This is a genomic window from Cobetia sp. Dlab-2-AX (genome assembly GCF_024124625.1).
Lineage (GTDB): Bacteria > Pseudomonadota > Gammaproteobacteria > Pseudomonadales > Halomonadaceae > Cobetia.
Window position 1 is genome coordinate 143114 of record NZ_JAMXRV010000006.1, and the last position, 21615, is coordinate 164728.

Here is a 21615-nt window from a genome sequence, read left to right on the forward strand (position 1 = left end):
CCGGGCAATACTCGCCCTTGCCCACCGCCCGCAGGTGGTTTGTCCCCACCAGACGCAAAACGGCGCCCCGAGGGGCGCCGTTAGATTGCCTGCTCATGCGGCATCTAGCCTTGCTATCGTTGCCAATGCCGCTGAGGCGGCTTCTGCATTAGTGCTCGAACCCTAGGCTTCCGTCACTGCTGTTTCTGCACATCACGCTTCTTGCTCGCGATCGCGACAATCTGGCCCAGCTCATCATGGCGGCTGAACTGCACCGCGCAATTGCGGCCTTCATTCTTGGCGGCGTAGAGCGCCATGTCCGCATTGTGTGATAGCTGTTCACGGTCGCTTCCATGCTGAGGTGCGATGGCAATCCCGATGCTGCAGCCCACTTCCAGCTTGTGCTCTTCATACAGGAATGGCTTGCCTAGGCTGTCGATGATGCGCTTGGCCAGCTGGGCGAGTTCGCCATGGCGACCCAGATTTGCCTGGATGTCGGCATTGTGGACCAGCACCACGAACTCATCGCCTCCCAGACGCGCGACAAAATCGCCCTTGCGCACCACCTGATTGAGTCGTTCCGCGATCACCTTGAGCGCCACATCCCCGGCAGCATGGCCATGGGTATCATTGATGGGCTTGAACTTGTCGATGTCCAGCATGAGACACGCCAGCTGCCCGCCTTCGTCACTGACGCTTTCGAGCCAATGCTCGACCCGCTCATAGAAATGCTGTCGATTGGGCAGCCCCGTCAGAGAATCATGCATCGCCAGTTGGGTGATGCGCTTCTTGTAGTTGTTGCTCTCGATGATGTTGTACTTGAACTTCTGCAACGCCCGCGCCATCTGGCCCACTTCATTGGTGTGCTGAGTACTATCGATCACCACGCTCACATCATCGTTGGCCAAGGTATTCATGGTCTGGGTTAGACGACGTATCGGCACCAGGACATAACGCCCGAACAGCCACATCGAGATGCCGATCAGCACCACGATCATCGCCAACGCCAGGCCATTGACCCATGGGGCCACCGTGGCCAACAGATTGAGCGTCTTGCCTACCGCAGCAGAAGTAGCCCCGATCCGCATGCGGGTTTCATGATCCAGCACCGCCAGTGCGTTAAGCGCTGGAGCATCGTTGACCTTGACTTGCTGATCGATCTCATGCGGCGAGAGCTCAGTCTGCTGATCATGTAACTGGCTGACCTTGTTCAAACGATCACTGTAGGACTGGATGACATCGGCAATATCACGGATAGCACGCTGCTCGGCCGTATTCATGCCCAGCGCACGATAAGCCGCCAGGGTGGCGCGCAGCGATTCGATGTCCTGCGCCGCCTGCTGACCGTAGATGGCGTCACTGCGCAGCACGTAATTCTTGAAGTGGTGGATCATCTCACCATAGCCGAGATCACGGCGCAGGTTGGCCACCAGGCGAGCCTTGCCCATGCCGTTCTCGAGCGGATTGTCATTGTCACGCAGCTCCGCGATGGAAATGCGCCGCAGGGTATTCAGCCCCGAGACGGCCTGGAAATCATCGATCTTGACCAACTTGTCGATATCGCCACTCGATCGCCCCTGCTCGATCATCGTGCGTATTCTAGGCACCATAAGCTCATAACGGCTGATAGTGGCACGCAGCCCCGCCACCGCATTTTCCTCCTCCTGGGTCAGTCCAAGGCTCTGGTAACGGCTCAGAGCGCTGCGAGCGGCACCGATCTCATTCTGCACCTCGCCGATCAGCGCGGGGTCCTGACGTAGCACGAGATTCTTGAAGTCATGCACCATGCCACCATAGCCCAGGGCCTTGGTCAGCTGACCTTCCAAGCGCGGCTTGTCAGAGCGCGCCTGCTGATATTCCTGCCAGTCATACTGCAGGTCGGACACGTTGCGGGTAATAAATGCCAACACGACCAGCAACACCAATCCCGCCAAGGCGGAAAGTGCACAGATAATGATGTTGATGGTGCGAAAGCGCAGGTTGGCCAGACTCATGAAGGCTATCTCTTGACGATGGGAGGAAACGTTCGACGTAAAACGTGTCACGCGGGCCAGCCGATGGGCACTGCCAGCATGAAAAAAATACTGCCACGATACCAGATAACCCTAATACTTCACTCAGCATCTTCACTGCGCCTTCCTTCATACGCCCCCCTGGCTTAGATGTTCCAGGCTCGCGCCAGATTGCCCCAGCCCCCTGATGGGCTTGACGTCGTACCCATAAAAAAATCTCCCACCGAAAATCGATGGGAGATTGCGCTTCTGACCTGTGCCTGAATCGCCTCTGGCGTTGGCCTGATCACACTCCTGAAGCCAGATCCGGCCTCAGCTGTAGTAAGCGTTGGTCGTGTCGGTATGATCGGTAACGTCACGGACACCGGTCAATTCCGGGATACGCTCCATCAACGTCTTCTCGACACCATCCTTCAGGGTCAGATCGACGGCGGAGCAGCCTTGGCAACCGCCGCCGAACTGCAGTACGGCGACCTGCTCTTCGGTCAGCTGCACCAACTTGATCTCGCCACCATGAGCCGCAAGCCCCGGGTTGATCTCGCTATAGAGGATATAGTTGATGCGATCTTCCAGCGGGCTATCCGCGTTGACCTTGGGCATCTTGGCGTTCGGTGCCTTGATGGTCAGCTGGCCGCCCATGCGATCGGCATTGAAGTCGACGGTCGCTTCTTCTAGGAAAGGCACGCTGTGCGTGTCGAGATAGACCTTCAGCTTCGGCAGATCCAGGATCTCATCCGTCGGCTCTTCCTCGCCCGGACGGCAATAGGCGAGACAGGTCTCGGCATATGGAGTGCCCGGCTGGGTGATGAAGATGCGCACGCCAATACCTTCGACGTTCTGCTTCTCGAGCAGCTCAGCAAGATACTCCTGGGCGCTATCGGTAATCTGGATGCTCTCACTCATGGCGCAGAGACTCTCTTGATGTCAGGTGACTAATGGCTCCATGTTAAGGAAAACCTGCTGCACTCGCAATCCTGAGCAAATCACTCGGGTTTGGTGCCCTGCGCGCGACCACTCCCTTTTGGGCACTCCTGACTGACTCATGTTGCGCATGAATCATGCTCATCGTGACGATTCTGTAGTCTGATACGATAGCCCCAACTGGCCAGGCGGGGTTTTCGTGAGCGAATCCCTCGCCGGCGCCTCTCAATAGCAATGAGTTCGCGCCTGTGGCGTGTGACTTTCTCGGCAAGATGCTGGCTTGGCAAAGCATTGGCTTGGCAAGGTACTGGCCTGGTAAAGAAAGTTGCCCGCTCGGGAAACAACGCGACAGGTCACGTACGCTGGAGTCCGTCATGGCGCAAGCCCAATCCCCTGTTCCTCATTCTCTGTCCTTGCCCGACGCGCTGAGCCAGGCGCTGCAGGAACGCATCCTGATCCTCGATGGCGGCATGGGTACCATGTTGCAGAGTTACGGGCTGGAGGAGGAAGACTTCCGCGGTGAGCGCTTCGCAGACTGGCCCAGCGACATCAAGGGCAACAACGATCTGCTGGCGCTGACCCGGCCAGACATCGTCGAGGCGATCCACCGCGCCTACTTCGAGGCCGGCGCCGACATCGTCGAGACCAACACCTTCAATGCCACTCAGCTGTCGCAGTCCGATTACGGCATGCAGGCGCTGGTTCACGAAATCAATCTCGAATCGGCACGCCTGGCGCGCAAGACGGCGGACGCCGTAGCCGCCGAGACTGGCATCCCACGCTTCGTCGCCGGGGTGCTTGGCCCGACCAGCCGCACCTGCTCCATCTCGCCGGACGTGAATGATCCCGCCAAGCGCAACGTCACCTTCGATATCCTCCGCGACAACTACCGCGAGGCCGCATTGGCGCTCTTCGAGGGTGGCGCGGATCTGATTCTGATCGAGACCATCTTCGACACCTTGAATGCCAAGGCGGCGATCTACGCCCTCGAAGAACTGTTCGATGAAGGCCATCCGCGGCTGCCGGTGATGATCTCCGGCACCATCACCGATGCCTCGGGACGTACGCTGTCCGGACAGACCACCGAAGCCTTCTGGAACTCGGTGCGTCACGCGCGCCCGCTGAGTATCGGCCTTAACTGCGCGCTGGGCGCCGAGGAGTTACGCCCCTACCTGCGTGAGCTATCCGAAAAAGCCGATACCTTCGTCTCCGCGCACCCTAACGCCGGCCTGCCCAACGAGTTCGGTGAGTACGATCAAACACCGAACGAAATGGCCGAGATCATCGGCACCTTCGCCGCAGATGGTCTGCTCAATATCATCGGCGGCTGCTGTGGTTCCACGCCGGAGCATATCCGTGCAGTCAAGCGTGTCGTGGACCAGTATCCGCCGCGTCAGGTGCCGGAGATCGCCCCGGCCTGTCGCCTGTCAGGACTCGAGCCCTTCAACATCCAGTCGGATTCGCTGTTCGTCAATGTGGGTGAGCGCACCAACGTCACCGGCTCCGCGCGCTTCCGACGCCTGATCAAGGAAGAGGACTACACCACCGCGCTGGAAGTGGCCCTCGAGCAGGTCGAGAACGGCGCCCAGGTCATCGACGTCAACATGGATGAAGGCATGTTGGAATCGAAGGAGGCCATGGTGCGCTTCCTCAATCTGATCGCCTCGGAGCCGGATATCTCGCGCGTGCCGATCATGGTCGATTCCTCGAAGTGGGACATCATCGAAGCGGGGCTCAAGTGCATCCAGGGCAAGGCGGTGGTCAATTCCATCTCGCTCAAGGAAGGCGAAGAAAGCTTCCGTCAGCAGGCGCGGATCTGCCGTCGTCATGGTGCCGCCGTGGTGGTCATGGCCTTTGATGATGTCGGCCAGGCCGATACCTTTCAGCGCAAGATCGAGATCTGCGAGCGCGCCTACCGGATGCTGGTCGATGAGATCGGCTTTCCGGCCGAGGACATCATCTTCGACCCCAACATCTTCGCCATCGCCACCGGCATCGAAGAGCACGACAACTATGGGGTCGATTTCATCGAAGCCACGCGCTGGATTCATGACAACCTGCCCCAGGCGATGATTTCCGGTGGTGTCTCCAACGTGTCCTTCTCGTTCCGTGGCAACAACCCGGTCCGCGAGGCGATTCACTCGGTGTTCCTCTATCACGCCATCCAGGCGGGCCTGAGCATGGGCATCGTCAACGCCGGCCAGCTGGCGCTCTATGACGACCTGCCCCGGGAGCTGCGTGACGCCGTCGAGGATGTAGTGCTCAACCGTCGCGATGACAGCACCGAGCGCCTGCTCGATATCGCCGACCAGTACAAGGGCGATGGCAGCAGCGGCGAGAAGAAGGAAGACCTCGAATGGCGCAGCTGGTCGGTCAACCAGCGCATCGAGCACGCGCTGGTCAAGGGCATCACCGTCCATATCGAGGAAGATACCGAAGAGGCGCGCCTGCAGGCAGCCCGACCCATCGAGGTCATCGAAGGGCCGTTGATGGACGGCATGAATGTGGTCGGCGACCTGTTCGGCGCCGGCAAGATGTTCCTGCCCCAGGTGGTGAAGTCGGCGCGCGTCATGAAGCAGGCGGTCGCCCACCTGATCCCCTTTATCGAGGCCGAGAAGAGCGGCGAGACCCAGGCCAAGGGCAAGATCGTCATGGCAACCGTCAAGGGTGATGTCCACGACATCGGCAAGAACATCGTCGGCGTGGTGCTTCAGTGCAACAACTATGAGGTGATCGACCTGGGCGTGATGGTGCCGGCGGAGAAGATCCTGCAGACCGCCATCGACGAAAAGGCCGACATCATCGGGCTATCCGGGCTGATCACGCCGTCGCTGGACGAGATGGTCAATGTCGCCAGGGAGATGCAGCGCCATGGCTTCGAGTTGCCGCTGCTGATCGGTGGTGCGACCACGTCCAAGGCACACACCGCCGTCAAGATCGAACCGCAGTATGAGCAGCCGGTCATCTATGTCACCGACGCCTCGCGCGCGGTGGGCGTGGCCTCGCGGCTGCTGTCGCCGGAACTCAAGGCAGCCTATGTCGATCAGATTCGCACCGAGTACGCCGTGGTACGCGAGCGAAACGCCAAGCGCCGCCCCAAGGCCGCGGACCTCGACTACCGCGAGGCGCGCAAGCGTCGTTTCCAGCCAGACTGGGAGCATTACACCCCGCCGGCCCCCAGCTTCACCGGCCTCAAGGTCTTCGATGACTACGATCTGAATGAACTGGTCGAGCGCATCGACTGGACGCCCTTCTTCATGAGCTGGCAGCTGGCGGGCAAGTACCCGAAGATTCTGCAGGATGAGGTGGTCGGGGAAGCGGCGCGTTCGCTGTTTGCCGATGCCAGGGTGATGCTGCGCAAACTGATCGATGACAAGGTGCTGTTGGCCCGGGGTGTGATCGGCTTCTGGCCGGCCAACTGCGTCGACGACGACACCCTGGAAGTCTACGCCGATGAGTCACGCACCCAGGTGGTCGAGCGCCTGCATCACATCCGTCAGCAGATGACCAAGAACCGTGATGGCGTCTGTCACAGTCTTGCCGACTTCATCGCCCCGCGTGACAGCGGCAAGCCGGACTGGATCGGTGGCTTCGCCGTGACCACCGGACATGGCGCGGATGAACTGGCCGGGGAGTACGAGGCGGCTGGCGATGATTACAATGCCATCATGGTCAAGGCGCTGGCGGACCGTCTCGCCGAAGCCTTCGCCGAGCGCCTGCACGAGCGCGTACGCAAGGAATTCTGGGGCTACGACAGCGAGGAAGTACTCGACAACGAGGCGTTGATCGCCGAGAAGTATCGCGGCATTCGTCCGGCCCCTGGCTATCCGGCCTGTCCGGATCACACCGAGAAGGCCACGCTGTTCCGCATGCTCGAACCAGGGCAGCATGCCGGCATGGAGCTGACCGAGAGCTTTGCCATGTGGCCGGCAGCCGCCGTCTCTGGCTGGTACTTCGCACACCCGGAGTCGAAATACTTCTCCACCGGCAAGATTACCCGCGATCAGGTGCAGTCCCTGGCGAGCCGCAAGGCAATGGAGTTTTCCGAAATGGAACGCTGGTTGTCGCCGGTGCTGAGCTACGATCCCTACGCCGATTGATCCCCTCCATCAGCCGCCCCGCCGGTTGATGCAGCCAATGACAGCTCCACGCGCCTCACCTCTCAGGAGATGGGGCGCGTTGTTATCTGTGAGCCGATGTCTTCAGTTTGCCGAGCGCGCTATCATGGCGCTCTTCCTTGTCTGCTGTCGTGAGTCGCCCGTGCTGCCGTTGTCACTGCTTTGTTTATCACTGCTCTGTTTGTCTCTGCTCTGCCTATCACTGTCCTGTTTGTCTCTGCTCGGTTTCTCGCTGTTCTGTTCATCGCAGCCCCATTCCCTAATTTCCCGCTTGTCAGCCGCCTTCGAGGCTTTTGCCCCCTCCTGCTCTTCTCATTTTTCCGACTCCCCGCGTGGGAGCGTCTGATGCTGGGGGATCTTGCGCGCAACACACGGATTCTGAAGCTAGCGCTGCCCATCATAGGAGCGATGCTGTCGCAGAGCCTGCTCAACCTGATCGACGCGGCACTGGTCGGCAGCCTGGGCGAGACGGCGCTGGCGGGTGTTGGGATCGGTGGCTATGCCATGTTCATGGTCACGGCGCTGATCTTCGGGCTGTCTTCCGCCGTCCAGGCCCAGACCTCGCGACGCCTGGGCGAGGAAGCGCCTGAGCGTTGTGGCGAAGGCCTGAATGCCGGCCTGGTACTCGCGTTGTCGATCGGCATTCCCGTCACCCTCGCCTGTCATCACTGGGCTGAGCCACTGCTGTCGCTGATCAATGACCAGCCTGGCGTGCATGAAACGGCCGCCTCATATTTCCAATGGCGGGTGCTGGGGCTGGTCCCGGTCGCCATGGCGTTCTGCTTCCGAGGTTTCTGGAATGGCCTGCAGCGCACCGGCATCTATCTGCGCATCATGTTGATCACCCAGGCGGTCAATGTCGTGCTCAGCATCATCCTGATCCACGGTCTGTTCGGCGCTCCGCAGATGGGCGCGGATGGCGCCGGGGCCGGTACGACGCTATCCCTGCTGGTCGCATTGGCGCTATGGATCAAGGCGACGCTGGGCGAGCGCAGTCTGCACGGTGTCCTGCATGCCTGGCCGCCGATGACGCATTACCTGACGCTGCTCAAGCTGGCGGTGCCCCACTCCTTTCAGCAGCTATGGTTCGCGGCGGGCTACGCGATGCTGTTCTGGATACTCGGGCAGATCGATGCGGCCAGCGTCGCGGTCGGCCATGTGCTGGTGAATCTCTCCCTGCTGCTGATATTGCCCGGAGTCGGGCTCGGGCTTGCCGCCATGAGCCTGGTAGGTCAGGCCTTGGGCAGCGGTGAGCATGAAGAGGCCCACCGCTGGGGGTGGGACACCGTGCGTGTGGCACTGCCGTGTCTGCTGTTGCTGGGCTTGCCGCTGTGGGTCGCGCCGGAAAGCGTGCTCGGGCTGTTCCTGCATCGCTCGCCATTGATCGAACTGGGCCTGCTGCCGCTGCAGATGACAGCCGCCATGATCGTACTCGACTGCACCGCCATCGTGCTGGCCCAGGCACTGCTGGGCGCCGGAGCCCATCGCACCGTGATGCTTGCCACCTTGAGCCTGCAGTGGCTGATCTTTCTGCCCGCGGCCTGGTGGTGGGGCGTCCATCAGGAAGGCGGCCTCGTCGCCATCTGGGCGATACAGCTTGCTTATCGCCTGCTCAACTCGCTCGTCTTCGGGCTTATCTGGCAACGCAGAGCGTGGCAAGCCTTGCGCCTTTGAAGATGTTCTCTGGTGCGGCTATCCAGCAGCCTTTGCTGCCACTCGCGCTTGTAGCCTATGGAAGACATCAACAGATAATGAGATATGTCGTTCAATCGTTGAAGCTTGGTAAATAGCAGCCAGTTTGAAGTCCATGCTCAGCTTGCCCAGTCGTGTACCCTGATAGAAACATAAGTCAATGCACCGGGGGGAACGCCATGTCCGCTGCCACGATCAGGACAGGACGAGCACAACCTGGCTTGCGAAGGCTGATCGGGCTGTGTGGTTGCCTTGCCCTCAGCGGGCTGGTCAATGCCGCATCCTCTGGATCTTCCTACTCCGATCTCACGCCTCGAGCCTCCGAAAAAACACATACCTCTGCCTACTCTTCAGGCCAATCGAGGACGCGAGGTGCACAGAAGGCAATGCCAGGGCGCCCGCTGACAGCCACCTTCGTGAACCCCGGACTGCGTGGCGAACGCTTCTGGGACATGGTAACCGACACCATGCAAGCGGCCGCCCTGGACCTGAATATCTCACTGGAAGTCGTCTACGCCGAGCGCAACCCCTTTCTGCTGAAGAAACTCGCGACTCAGGTCCTGGAGAGACCTGCTGCTCCGGATTACCTCCTGCTGGTCAATGAAGAGCAGGCGGCCTCCGAGTTGTTGACGATTGCGGATAGCCACGACACCCATGTCCTGATGCTGTTGAACGGGCTCACCCGCGAAGAGGCGCTGAGTAAGGGTGACTCGGGCAACACCTACTCCTCTTGGATAGGTAGTATCATTCCGGACAATCACACCGCTGGGAAACGTATGGCAACCCAATTGGTCAAGACAGCTCGAGAAAAATCTCCCGCTGGTCAATTACAGGGGCTTGCCTTGATAGGCGATACCCAGACTCCAGCTTCCATTGCACGCAATGCAGGGATGGTGGCTGGCTTTTCCAAAGACAAGGCCATCAGCATAGATCGGATTCTCGAGGCGCGATGGAATAGTCAGGATGCCGAACATCTGACAGCCCAATACCTCAAGTGGGTCGACCTCTCAGGCGGTCAAAGTGACCTGATTTGGGCGGCAAATGATGCCATGGCGGAGGGAGCCATTCTTGCCCTCGAATCTGCTGGTCTCACGCCCGGCGAGGATGTCTTGGTGGCAGGACTCAATTGGTCGCCTGAGGGCATCAGGAGGGTGTCAGAGCGTAGCATGCTTTTGACCGACGGAGGGCATTTCATGGCCGGAGCGTGGTCGATGGTCATGATACGTGATCATGCTGATTTTGATAATTGGACGCCAAGAATTGTCCAGTTCCCGATGAGCCAAATCACTCATGAAAATGTAGATCTATATGCCCCTATTCTGGAATCCCCTAGTTGGGAAACTGCTGATTTCAAAACCTTTTGCTTGCAAGATCCTCTGGGCACTTATGAATTTGATCCGATGATAACATTGAGGCAGATGATCGATATTAGAAACAAAAAAAATGAAATTAATCCACATCACTCACAATCAATGAAGCAGGGCTTTCGCAACACTAGCCCAGCATCACTTCAAGAAGGATCGTCGTGACGTAGCAGGAGAATTTTTAGCATTTATTATCAAATCGACACCTGAGGCATGGGGCCATCATGAAATTGACACGCCAATTTTTATTACAAAATTGCGTCAGAATGACTAGAAAAGTCATTACAAGTGCGTTGTTATTATCACCATTGATGTCTTCTCAGGCAGGTGCGGAATTTACTACCCCATCCATGCCCATCCAGAATATCGTGTTCCTCAACCCTGGACATGCGACAGAAGCTTTCTGGTCACAGATGATAATGGCAGCTTCTGTCACAGCTACCTCGCTGGGAATGACATTGGAAACTGTCAGTGCCAACCGAAATACCGATGAATTTCTTCGGCTCGGCACAAAGATCATGATGCGCAAGAATCCCCCCGACCTACTGATCACTACCAATAATCATGGCCTCGCCTTACCGATCCTGGCCACCAGTGATGCTACTGGAGTACCCGTCATGATTATACTCAACAGTCTGACGCATGAGCAGCTCCAGGATGAAGGCATGGTTGTTGGCCGTCATACCTATTGGCTAGGGAATGTCTCACCGAACCATCAGCAAGGAGGGCATGACACCATGCAGGCCCTTATCGAAAGACATCAAATACTGCATGGCAAAGCTGAGGGCGCCGTTATTGCCCTCGTGGGCGGGCAACACGACGAAGCATCCCGCTTGAGGCTTCGGGGGATGCAAGATGCCTTGCGTCAAGCCCCCTATCTTTACAGAGATAGAACATTTCAGGCGAATTGGAGTTATGAAGATGCTTTTCGGCTAGTGGACCGCTATGTGAAGCATCAGGATAGTACTCTGCCACTAAGGGTCGTCTGGGCTGCCAGTGACCTGATGGCAATCGCGGCGATCGACGCACTCAAGGTTAATGGCTTACGCCCTGGTAAGGATGTGCTTGTGGCCGGCATGGGCTGGACTGGCCAGGGAATCAATCATCTCCGTACTGGAGAGTTGGAGGCCAGTGCAGGAGGTGATGCCCTGGCCGCCGCTTGGTCACTTGTATTGCTGGCAGCATTGCAGCGAGGTGTCATCACGTCTGAAGCGCTAGGCACCCGTTATTACACCATGGGCCTGGCCACAAGTGCTGCCCCCGACTCTTATCTTGATGAGATCTCAATGGAGACACTGGCACTCAAACCGATGGGGCACTGGGTAGAGAAGGTAGCGAACTTGCCTGATAGTGCTTCGCCTTTCCTGCCACTACCGGCATACCAGAGCTCTACTGCCAAAACGCTGGAACATAAACCTCTAACCTCTGCCATGGAAGGGGTACAGCGTGAAAAATGATGCCTCGAAACTCGCCAAGACTCGCGCGCTGGCCAGCGATATAGAGTGCGAGACTGCGTCACCGCTCAGGTGGAAAATATTGCGTGTCCTCGCACCATTGGTCCTCACCATATGTACCATCAGTGGAATCGTTAGTTATCAATTGTATGCCAATGAAGCCTTTGAGCGCATGCATGAGGACCATCAGGAGATGATTGATATCGTGGCATTATCGATGCCAGACGCCATATGGAATTTTGACGACCAGAAAGTTCATGCCCTTCTAGAATCTCTTAGTTATCAAGATAGCGTTCATGCCGTGCGCTATTTCGATCATGAAGGCAAGCTTGTCAAGGAGATTACCAAGAACGGAGCAGCATTGGATCCTCTTACATACTCGCAACCACTCATCTATGAGAACTCGCTGGTCAAGCAGGCTGTAGGCAGGCTTGAACTCGAAAGCACCAACGCTCCTTTGGTTACTATTCGTTACCAAGGCGCAACCGTACTATTCTCGATTGCCATCATCATCATTCTGTCGACCTTGCTGATGCTTTCGTGGCAGTTGAAGCATTACGTCCTGGCTCCCTTGAAAAAGGCTGTAAATGGCATGGGCCAATTGGAAGGTCAGCACACCAGATTCCAACACACACCCCCTGTTCACTCGCGCGAAATCAACAAGGTCATCGAGGAGTTGAACAAGCTTGGTGAGAGGATCTTCACCATGATGGGCGTGCTGCGCGATAATGAAATGCGCTATCAGCACTTCTATCGTGATACCCCTGCGTTGTTGATGGTGCTTGACAAGAAGGGCATGGTACAAGATGTCAGTGAGAGGATGCTGGAAGTGACCGGATGGGCGCGTGAGCATCTTGTCGGCATGCCATTCTATACACTCATCAGTAGTGAAAATGGAAATTATATTCACCGCATCAGTACTGCCTTGCGACTGGGTAACGCCTGCAACGAACTGGTAATGAACTTAAACTGCCAACACCAGGAAGATCGCCAGGTTCAGGTGGTCATTCCTGCCACCAATGGCAGCCAGTCGCAAGGTACAATGATGATGCTGACAGACATTACCGAACTGACCAAGACGCAACAGCGACTTCTGGAGCACGAGCTGATAGACCCATTGACTCAGTTACCCAACCGGATGTCGCTCAATCAGCACGTAAAGCAGCTGATCGGAGATGACACTGCATTTGGCTTGCTTTTGGTCAACATTGATCGATTCCATAGCATCAATCACCATTTGGGACCCATGGACGGTGACCTCCTGCTGAAAGAGGTGGGCACACGGCTGAAGGAGTGTAATCCCGATTGGATTGGACGCACCGGGGGTGACGAGTTCGTCATGACCTGTGAAAAGGATAATCTGAGCACGCTGGTATGCCGAATTCAGAAGGCCTTCTCGCACCCACTTCTCAAGTCTGGCGAGCCTATTAATATCAGTTTCAGCATGGCAGGACTTGAGGCTCAGGCAAATGACGAAAGCCCCAGTCGTCTGATGCGCCTTCTTGAATTGACTATGGTCGACATCAAACACGAGGGGGGCAATCAATACCGCACCTGCGTTCGCGATAGCGCGTTGGAAGATGGGGAACCCTTATTCCTCAAGGAACGCTTGATAGACGAAGCCCTGACCATGGGCTGGTTTCGTCTTTATCTACAGCCCATCTTCCGTGCAGAAAGCTCCAATCTAAACAACCCGGAACTATTGGGTGCGGAGGCCTTGATCCGACTTGAGCATCCTGAACTTGGCCTCGTGCCACCCAATGAATTCATTGCCGCGGCAGAAAAGACCGGCCAAATCATTACCATAGGCAACTGGGTGTTGGAAGAAGCAGCCAGCATCCTAAGTCAATGGCGTATGGATGGGTTCGAGGGACGCTACCTATCTGTCAATGCTTCCGTCATGCAATTCAGGGATCAAGACATGCTGCATCAGCTCGAGTCACTAATCGAGCGCCACACGATTCATCCTTCACAGCTTGTAATTGAGGTCACCGAGAATCTGATGCTCGATAGTAAGCCGGGTCTTCGGGACCAACTGCATGCCATTCGCAAACTGGGCATCAACCTATCACTGGATGATTTCGGCACAGGCTTCTCTTGTCTTTCTTATCTGCATGAACTGCCCTTCGGTATATTGAAGATTGATCGATCTTTCGTCATGAATGTCGAGACCGCCCCCCGAGACAGAGAACTGGCGAAGATCATCGTCTCCATGGCGAAGTCGTTCGGCATGCAGGTCGTGGTTGAAGGAATAGAGAAAATTGGCCAAGCCAAAATATTCAAGGATTTGGGGGTTTATGCTTTCCAGGGCTTCCTCTTCGGTCGCCCAATGCCAATTCCGGACTTTGAGAGACGCTTCCCCGGAAATGCGAGGATCGCATGGCTCAAGCCTGCCAAAGGCAACCGAGCTTAGGAAACGACATGTGCCAAGAATACGACAGTCAAGTCCATTCTGAACGCTTGACCACCACAATGACCACCGCCTGATAAGCCCAGCGTGCTCCTACCCAAATATAGGTATTTTGTCGCCGGTTCGTACCTGTCTGGGCCCCTTACATCAAACTCCCGATCAAGAATATTTGGTATATCCAGGTGTGGCAGATCAGCCTTCTCGTAGGCGTGGCTAGGCGGCTGTGAGCTCATCAGCCCCCACTGGATCATCCGCCTGCTGGCCCGATAACGACGCAGCTATGTTCCTTGCCTGCGTGACCATTTTGCGATGCTAGGAGCGCCGGCAGAGCCGTTACTGACGGTATACGCCTCGACAGCCTGATCCAGCAGTTTCTGCTCAGTCTCACAGGGCCCTTCTATCTCGACCACGCCAAGCCCGGTAGCAACTGCGCCGCACCGCAAACACCTGACAGCAGGATCTGTCAATACACTTGATCACTACGGGACCGATGAGACCTGATTCATCGAATGGCTGTTGCAGGCGATAACGGTATCGCCAAATTCTATCCCGATGGTGGCGAACAGGCCCAGCGGCAGGATTTGAGCAGCACTCCCCCATCCTGAAGCTTGTATAAGCCTAGATCGTTGCTGGCCCTTGCCTATGGTGACATTCCCAGCCCCTAATTCCAGCTGTCTGCCCTTTTCTTTTTCGCTGCTGGTAGGCAAACTCAACGCGCCTTCTTAATAACGCCATCGTCGAAAACTATGAGGATTTATTCTTTTAAAGAATAAAGAATAGAGGGTATGGTGGCTTCAGCATCAACAAGATTCGCATCAGTGGACGATCATCTGATGCCCGACCGCAGGACACCCCTGACATGTATCGCTATGACACCTACGACCAGACACTGGTCGACGAGCGAGTAGCTCAATTCAAGGACCAGATGGATCGCTATCTGGCGGGCCGTCTGGGAGATGAAGAATTCCGCCCTCTGCGCCTGCAGAACGGCCTCTACATCCAGCGTCACGCCCCGATGCTGCGTATCGCCATTCCCTACGGCATGTTGAGCGCTGTCCAACTGCGCGCCATGGCGGCCATCAGTCGTCGATATGACCGTTCCTATGGACACTTCACTACCCGCCAGAATCTGCAGCTGAACTGGCCGAAGCTGGAAGATGTCCCGGCGATTCTCGCCGAACTGGCTCAGGTCGAGATGCATGCGATCCAGACCAGCGGCAACTGCATCCGCAATACCACGACTGACCAGTTCGCCGGTATCGCGGAAGACGAGACCGTCGACCCGCGTCCGTGGTGTGAGCTGATCCGTCAGTGGTCGACGCTTCACCCGGAATTTGCCTATCTGCCGCGCAAGTTCAAGATTGCCGTCACCGGCGCAAGCGCCGACCGTGCTGCCATCCAGGTCCACGATATCGGCATTCGCCTCAACCGAGCCGACGATGGCAGCGTCAAGGCCACCATCCTGGCGGGTGGCGGTCTCGGCCGTACGCCGATGGTCGGCGACATCGTGCGCGAAGGCCTCGACTGGCAGCACCTGCTGACCTATCTGGACGCTATCGTGCGTGTCTACAACCAGTGGGGCCGTCGCGACAACAAGTACAAGGCGCGCATCAAGATCTTGGTCAAGGCACTGGGAATCGAGGAATTCCGTCGTCGCGTCGAGGAAGAATGGGCCCACCTCAAGGATGGCCCGGAAACCCTCACCGACTCCGCCGTCACCAAGGCGACCAGCTACTTCCCCGAGCCTGAGCGCCGTGAAGTCAGCGCCGAGGCCATCGAGGCCTACGAGACCCTGCGCCGTGAGAACCGCGCCTTCGCGCGTTTCGTGACCAACAACGTCGTCGGCCACAAGGTGCCGGGCTACAAGGCCGTCACCCTGTCGCTCAAGCGCCGTGAACTGGCCCCGGGTGACGTCACTGCTGACCAGATGGACGCCGTGGCTGACCTCGCGGAGCAATATGGCTTCGGTGAACTGCGTGTGACACACGAGCAGAACTTGGTGCTGTCTGACGTGCCTGTCGATGAGCTCGAGACACTCTGGAAGGCGCTGGAAGAACTCGGCATGGCCAACCCGACCGTCGGCACGCTGGCGGACATGATCTGCTGCCCAGGTGGCGATTTCTGCTCGCTGGCCAATGCCAAGTCGATTCCCATCGCTCAGGCACTGCAGGACCGCTTCGAAGACCTCGACTTCCTGTATGACCTCGGCCCGCTGGACCTGAACATCTCGGGCTGCATGAACGCCTGTGGCCATCACCACGTCGGCAACATCGGCATCCTGGGTGTCGACAAGAAAGGCCAGGAGTTCTACCAGGTCTCGCTGGGCGGACGCAGCGACGACAACGCCACGCTCGGCAAGATCCTCGGCCCGTCCTTCAATGCCGAAGACATGCCGAACGTCATCGACAAGGTGCTGCAGGTCTACGTCGAGCAGCGTCTGGAAGATGAAGTCTTCGTCGATACCTACCACCGCATCGGCATGAAGCCGTTCAAGGAGCGGGTCTATGCCTGAGGTGACTGCACAAATGACATCAGCACGTGAATTGACCGATCAGCGCCAGGGTGGCGTCATCCGTCAGAATCAGCTGGTGAGCGAAGATGCCTGGCAGGTCGTGAGTCTGGATGAAGACGGCAATCTACCGAGCTATCAGCAACCTGCCCTGCTGCCGCTGGCAGAATGGCAGGCGCTGGTCGCCGCCGGTGAAGGCTCTGATCATCTGGCGCCCTGGCTTGCCAGTGACACCGAGCTCACGCCGGAACTGGGCAAGGCACTGGCGGACGCACCACTGCTGGGGGTCGACTTCCCGAACTTCAATGATGGCCGCGGTTACACCATCGCCCGCCTGATGCGTGAGCGCTTCGGCTACCAGGGTGAGATTCGCGCCATCGGTGACGTGCTGGTGGATCAACTCCACTACATGAGCCGTTGTGGCATCAGTGCTTTCGCCCTGCGTGACGATCAGTACGTGGAAGATGCCTTGCATGCCCTAAGCTCGTTCAGCGTCAGCTACCAGACCGGTGTCGACCAGAAGACGCCGCTGTTCGCGCGTCGCTGACCGCCCCTTCTTGATCACTTACTGTTTCTGCCGGCAAACAGACGCGGGGTAGAAGGCAGAAACAGTCGAGTGAGCCAAGCACAAAGCCCCCGTCCAGGATGGTCTCCTGGGCGGGGGCTTTGTTCATGCCTGATGTTTCGTATCTGAAGAATCTTGTCTGGCGTTTCGTCTCAGTCGCCTGAGCGGCTCATCAGCCGGCGACGACCGTGGACAGCAGTGCCATCCCTCCCACCAGCAGTGCGGCCATCACCAGTCCCACCACCAGAAAGTCCAGCGCATGGCCATGCTCGAAATCACGCTTGCGATTGGCCTCCTTCTGGACTCCAAAGAATGCTGCCAGTACGGATTTGACTTCATTGATCATGATCGCCTCCTGGTCGGTGACCTCACTCAATTCATCATCTGGGCACAGGGTTGTCTGAGGACAGGGTCGTTGAAGCCTGAGTTGTTGAAGCCTGAGTTGTTGAAGCCAGTCTTGTTGAAGACAGAGTTGACTGGGGTCAGCACAGGATGCTCGCGCGCATTCCAGCAGAGGGAGCTATGCTCAACTCAGCTCAGGTTACGAAGCCTGTGCCACCAAACACCAGCCACTATCACTATTGGTCACAATAACGCCAAACACCAGCCGCCCCGCAGGTATTTCCCCCAAGGTTTGCACTCATCAGCTATCAGATACCATGAGACAGGAGTCCAGAATGCCATTCGCCAATCAACCGATACAGCCTTTCGCTGCCATGTTCAGCACCCCACCCTGGATGAATCGGCCCGATGACCTCGTGCATCCCCTCGCCCCCTTGATGCGTTGTCAGCAGGTATGGTGGACCCTGAGCCTCAAGGCATATGAGCAGGAAATCGAGTTTGTTCGCATGTGGCAGACCAAGAGCATGGAAATGGGCCAGTGCCTGCTATCCACCGGGTTCGTTGACCCTCACGAGTCGAAGGAGTGCCTGACGGAGATCGTCAGTGATGTACAGGAACATACCGTCAAGCGCCTGCAACGCCTGCAAGGCCTGACAGACGAATTGAAGGAAGCCATCTGGGAAGAGATCTAGGGCGCAGCTCTGGGCCTGGGGCTGGTGGGAGCTTTGCCCAAGGGCGCTTGTCGACAACAGGCTAGAGGTGTCATCGCCAGGTCAGCAAGCCACCAAGCCAATAAGAAGACGTTAGGAGATCTATCGGGCTAGATGATCCATCGGATCCAGGTGAGCCAAGCGAAAAACGCACAACGCCCAGCCTTCAGGTAGAAGTGCTGGGCGTTGTACTTACACGCTTGCAGGCCTGATCAGACCATCGCGACACGTAGATTCATACCTGCGTAGCTCAGGACGTATATCAAGAGTAGCTCAGAGCGTAGCGCAGGATAAGTCAGGCAAGACAAGGGCTTACTCTGAATCTGCGTTCCCCTTGAATGCCTCAAGCTCTCGCAGCCATGTCTGGGCGGCCTCACGATCAAGATCGAATTCCGCGATCAGGCTTTCGAGTCGCGCCACGAACTCCTCATCACGCTTCTGGGCGCGCGCCTCGTCATCGTCGTGGTTCGACTCGGCGGCGGGGACAGACTGAGAAGAGCGATCCAGCGCATTCAGCTCTTCCGCCAACGCCTTTTCGAGCTCATCAAAGAGAGCACGCTGCTTGCGAGCACTAGCAATGATCTTTTCATCATGTCGGTTCATGCACGATTTTCCACTTTTGATCTTGTCGACAACAAGAAGACAACGCTATGAGTTCACTGCAGGACGATGAGCGACAATTTGACTTGCAGCTTATGCACGACACCTTCAACACTCGATCGGCGCGCCTCAAATCAAGATGTTAGCGAGCCTCTTCTGGACAGCCATCGATAAATGACAGATATCTTCTTGAAAGCCATACAGAAAACTAGCTTCATCATGCCCCTTTCAACGTCTGCTCGCAAGACATCGCGCGACAGGAAAAACGTGCAAGTGCCCTGAACTGGGGCTTCGCGAAGTGTTGAGTGCCCTCACTTGGCATTGGGGCGGTAACATCGTAGCGTTGGCTGGATGACATAGAGGGCTGAAACGATATCCTCTGGGTCTTGCGCTAGCCGCTATGCTCGAAACAGTGCCATCATCGCCCTTCGCAGCACCACCGCATCACTCATGGATGACGTGACTCGATGATCAAGGATAGTGATCTCACTCGACATGGGCCAGATACCGGCCCGCCCGATCGTCGCTCCTCGGACAGACAGCGTCCGTTCGGCAAACCCTTGCGCCTGTGGCTGGGGTTGACCGCACTCTCCTGTCTCTCGCTTGGCGGTCTGCTGGTATTTCAAGAATCGCAGAGTCGCGAGCAGGATATTCTGCAGGCCCAGGCGACCCAGATGCTGGTCGCCACGGAGCGTCGTCAACAGGCCAGCCTGATGGTGGAGCAGACACTGGGCATGATCGCCTCGCGTCATCGCAATTACGAGCATCGTCTGCAAAGCCTTCTGATCACCACGATGCGCTCCCCATCACTGGGCATCAGCCATCTGAGTGGTCGTGATCGCTCCTTCATCAGCACCGAACTATTGCGCCAGTTCCCGGACCTGCGCATCGACCCGGACTGGATCGACATCGTGCAGCTCCCCACCACGCTCCACCCTGAGTGGTGGAATCAGGAGCTGAATCAGCGCCTCAACGCAGGTGTGCGCAAGGCACAATTCCTGCGCGGCACGGATGCCGGGCTGGTGTTTGCCGTGCCTCTGGGGCAAGAGGAAGACAGCCTCGGCGCCGTGCGCCTTGATCGTCGCCAGCAGCCGGCCCCTTGGGCGTTGGTGCATATCGACCCGAAGATGGTGGCTTTTCTGGTCGCCAATGAGCTGAGACAGTCACTGCACGCGAGTATCGAGCGCGAGGAAAGCCGCTATGTCTGGATCAACGAGATACTGGACCCAGCCGGGGGCGAGGGCTATGCACGCCGCTTGATCCATCCTCTGCTGCCGTCCACCGAAGGCAAGTTGCTGTCGACCGAGTACCAGGACAGCAGTGGCCGCTTCCCGTATCGCACCGAGCTCGAGGGTGTCTTGAACGGCAGTGGCATCTTCTTCGATTACCGTTTCCCCAAGCGCCCGGGCGCCGAGCAGGTCGACAAGACCGCCTACGCCGCCCTGTATCCCCCCTTCCAATGGATCATCGCCAGTGGTGTCTATCTCGATGACATCAGTGAAGCCGCCCTCAAGGCGCACGCAGACTTGATGAAGAAAAAGCACGCGCTGGAGCGTTGGCATTTCCTGATCACGCTGTTGGTGACCTTGATGCTCTGCTTGGCCTTTGGCTACGCCTTCCTGCGCCAGTATCGCGAACGACAGCTGCAGATGCGCCAGCGCATGAATCAGCTGGAGCATGAGCTTGAGCAGCGCGGCGAGGACAGGCTCGGGTCGGTGATGCGCATGATCCGCGAGGAACGCTGTCCCGAGCGCTCGGGAGAAGACTATCTGGCCGCCAATCTTGTCGGCGCCATCGCGACACGACTCGGGATGGACCGCCAGGAAATCGCCACGCTGGAGCGCGTTGCCATGCTGCATGATATCGGCAAGCTGGCGCTGCCCGACTCACTGCTGCGGCCGCGCGATGAACTCCATTTCGATCAATATCACTTGTTGCGTCGCCATGTCGAGGTCGGTGCACGCATGATGGAAGATGCCCTGATGGCACCCGCGGAAGCTGACCTGTTGCGTGCCAGTCAGCAGTTCATGCTTGGTGCCCCTCCTCATGCAGACATCTCACAGGCAGAACAGGCCTCTCACGATATTGCAGCGACCTCTCATGGCGAGACGTCGCTCACTGCCAGCACTCTGGCGCTGGTCGTGCAGATCATCGAGCTGGTGCGTCATACTGGGGTCAGTGAGGCCCAGGCGCTGTGCGATATCAAACACCGTCATGGACATCTACCGCCAGAATTGCTGCAGGCGGCGCGTGAAGTGCTGACGGAGCAACCGATACCGCCGGCGCCCACCCTGCATCGACTCTGCCCGCAGCAGGTAGAACGTGACCCCAACCGGTGGCGCGACAACCACAGCGGCTGCTTCACCCGCGCATTGCTGGATGCCGCTCTCGAAGCACTTTCCCGTGAGTGTCAGGACGCCATGGGGCAGCACATCACGCTATGCCATCTTCGCCTAAGCCGGAAGGAAGGAGCACGCCGCGATGCTGGCGACAGGCAACTTGCCCCCCTTGATGCCAAGCTTGGCCCGCATCTGAATGCCTGCTTCCATCCGCTGCGTGTCTTCCGCGTCAGTGAGGGCAACTTCATCGTGATGGGCCATCAATGTCGGGATATCTCGCCTGCGCAGAAAGTGACTCGCCGCCCTGAAGGCAATGAGCCACTGTTCGAAGCGCCAGCCAATGGCACTGCCTCGCCGCCCACCGCCGATTCCCTGGCATCGCTGCTGTCATCCCTGGAAGACACCGCGACGCTCGAGATTACGCTGCTCGATCTCTCCTGTGCCCAGACACTCAAGGAATGGCAATTGACCCTCAATGGCCACCTGGCTCGCTACCCGCCATCGGCGTGAGCTGATCATGACATCAGGCTTTCCTTGTGACCCGCTTCCCGATGACCCGCTTTGCATTTGACCCGTCTTCCCAACCGTGACAGGCGCCAG

13 protein-coding genes are annotated in these 21615 nt (G+C 57.7%); 9 read left to right on the plus strand and 4 right to left on the minus strand.

What is annotated here, in order from left to right; all coding sequences use genetic code 11:
* Positions 1 to 173: 173 nt before the first annotated feature.
* Both NH396_RS11685 and nfuA read right to left on the minus strand, forming a co-directional pair.
* Positions 174 to 1973, minus strand: coding sequence for a sensor domain-containing diguanylate cyclase (locus NH396_RS11685; RefSeq protein ID WP_253063845.1), 1800 nt, complete (start codon positions 1971 to 1973; stop codon positions 174 to 176).
* 330 nt (positions 1974 to 2303) lie between these two features.
* Positions 2304 to 2894 carry a Fe-S biogenesis protein NfuA gene (gene nfuA / locus NH396_RS11690; RefSeq protein ID WP_175088784.1) on the minus strand — a complete coding sequence of 197 codons (591 nt, stop codon included), beginning with the start codon at positions 2892 to 2894 and terminating at the stop codon, positions 2304 to 2306.
* Positions 2895 to 3286: 392 nt separating this feature from the next.
* On the opposite strand from nfuA, the gene metH reads away from it, so the two are divergent.
* The 7 genes from metH (at position 3287) to NH396_RS11725 (ending at position 17006) form a co-directional block, all read left to right on the plus strand.
* Positions 3287 to 7012, plus strand: a complete 3726-nt coding sequence (gene metH / locus NH396_RS11695) for a methionine synthase (protein ID WP_253063847.1) — start codon at positions 3287 to 3289, stop codon at positions 7010 to 7012.
* A 363-nt stretch (positions 7013 to 7375) separates the two neighbouring features.
* Positions 7376 to 8704 (plus strand): MATE family efflux transporter, encoded by a 1329-nt coding sequence (locus NH396_RS11700; RefSeq protein WP_253063849.1) that lies wholly within the window; start codon positions 7376 to 7378, stop codon positions 8702 to 8704.
* Positions 8705 to 8901: 197 nt separating this feature from the next.
* Complete coding sequence (locus tag NH396_RS11705) at positions 8902 to 10251, plus strand: ABC transporter substrate-binding protein (protein WP_253063851.1); 1350 nt, start codon at positions 8902 to 8904, stop codon at positions 10249 to 10251.
* Positions 10252 to 10310: 59 nt separating this feature from the next.
* Positions 10311 to 11543, plus strand: coding sequence for an ABC transporter substrate-binding protein (locus NH396_RS11710; RefSeq protein ID WP_253063852.1), 1233 nt, complete (start codon positions 10311 to 10313; stop codon positions 11541 to 11543).
* The gene (locus NH396_RS11715) at positions 11533 to 13953 is read left to right on the plus strand and encodes a GGDEF domain-containing phosphodiesterase (RefSeq protein WP_253063854.1); all 2421 of its coding nucleotides are present in this window, start codon (positions 11533 to 11535) and stop codon (positions 13951 to 13953) included. The genes NH396_RS11710 and NH396_RS11715 overlap by 11 nt, the downstream gene beginning before the upstream one ends.
* Positions 13954 to 14809: 856 nt before the next feature.
* Entirely contained in the window at positions 14810 to 16462 is a 1653-nt protein-coding gene (locus tag NH396_RS11720) for a nitrite/sulfite reductase (RefSeq protein ID WP_253063856.1), read from the plus strand.
* Between the two features lie 13 nt (positions 16463 to 16475).
* Positions 16476 to 17006, plus strand: coding sequence for a DUF934 domain-containing protein (locus tag NH396_RS11725; RefSeq protein WP_253063858.1), 531 nt, complete (start codon positions 16476 to 16478; stop codon positions 17004 to 17006).
* Between the two features lie 190 nt (positions 17007 to 17196).
* Here NH396_RS11725 and NH396_RS11730 read toward each other — a convergent pair whose 3' ends face one another.
* Positions 17197 to 17370, minus strand: coding sequence for a DUF2970 domain-containing protein (locus NH396_RS11730; RefSeq protein ID WP_082388754.1), 174 nt, complete (start codon positions 17368 to 17370; stop codon positions 17197 to 17199).
* 331 nt (positions 17371 to 17701) lie between these two features.
* Between NH396_RS11730 and NH396_RS11735 the strand changes: the two genes are divergently transcribed.
* Positions 17702 to 18058 (plus strand): hypothetical protein, encoded by a 357-nt coding sequence (locus tag NH396_RS11735; protein WP_253063860.1) that lies wholly within the window; start codon positions 17702 to 17704, stop codon positions 18056 to 18058.
* A 330-nt stretch (positions 18059 to 18388) separates the two neighbouring features.
* Here NH396_RS11735 and NH396_RS11740 read toward each other — a convergent pair whose 3' ends face one another.
* Positions 18389 to 18679 carry a hypothetical protein gene (locus tag NH396_RS11740; RefSeq protein ID WP_253063862.1) on the minus strand — a complete coding sequence of 97 codons (291 nt, stop codon included), beginning with the start codon at positions 18677 to 18679 and terminating at the stop codon, positions 18389 to 18391.
* A 464-nt stretch (positions 18680 to 19143) separates the two neighbouring features.
* Between NH396_RS11740 and NH396_RS11745 the strand changes: the two genes are divergently transcribed.
* Positions 19144 to 21525, plus strand: coding sequence for a cache domain-containing protein (locus NH396_RS11745; protein ID WP_253063864.1), 2382 nt, complete (start codon positions 19144 to 19146; stop codon positions 21523 to 21525).
* The last annotated feature ends 90 nt before the right edge of the window (positions 21526 to 21615 follow it).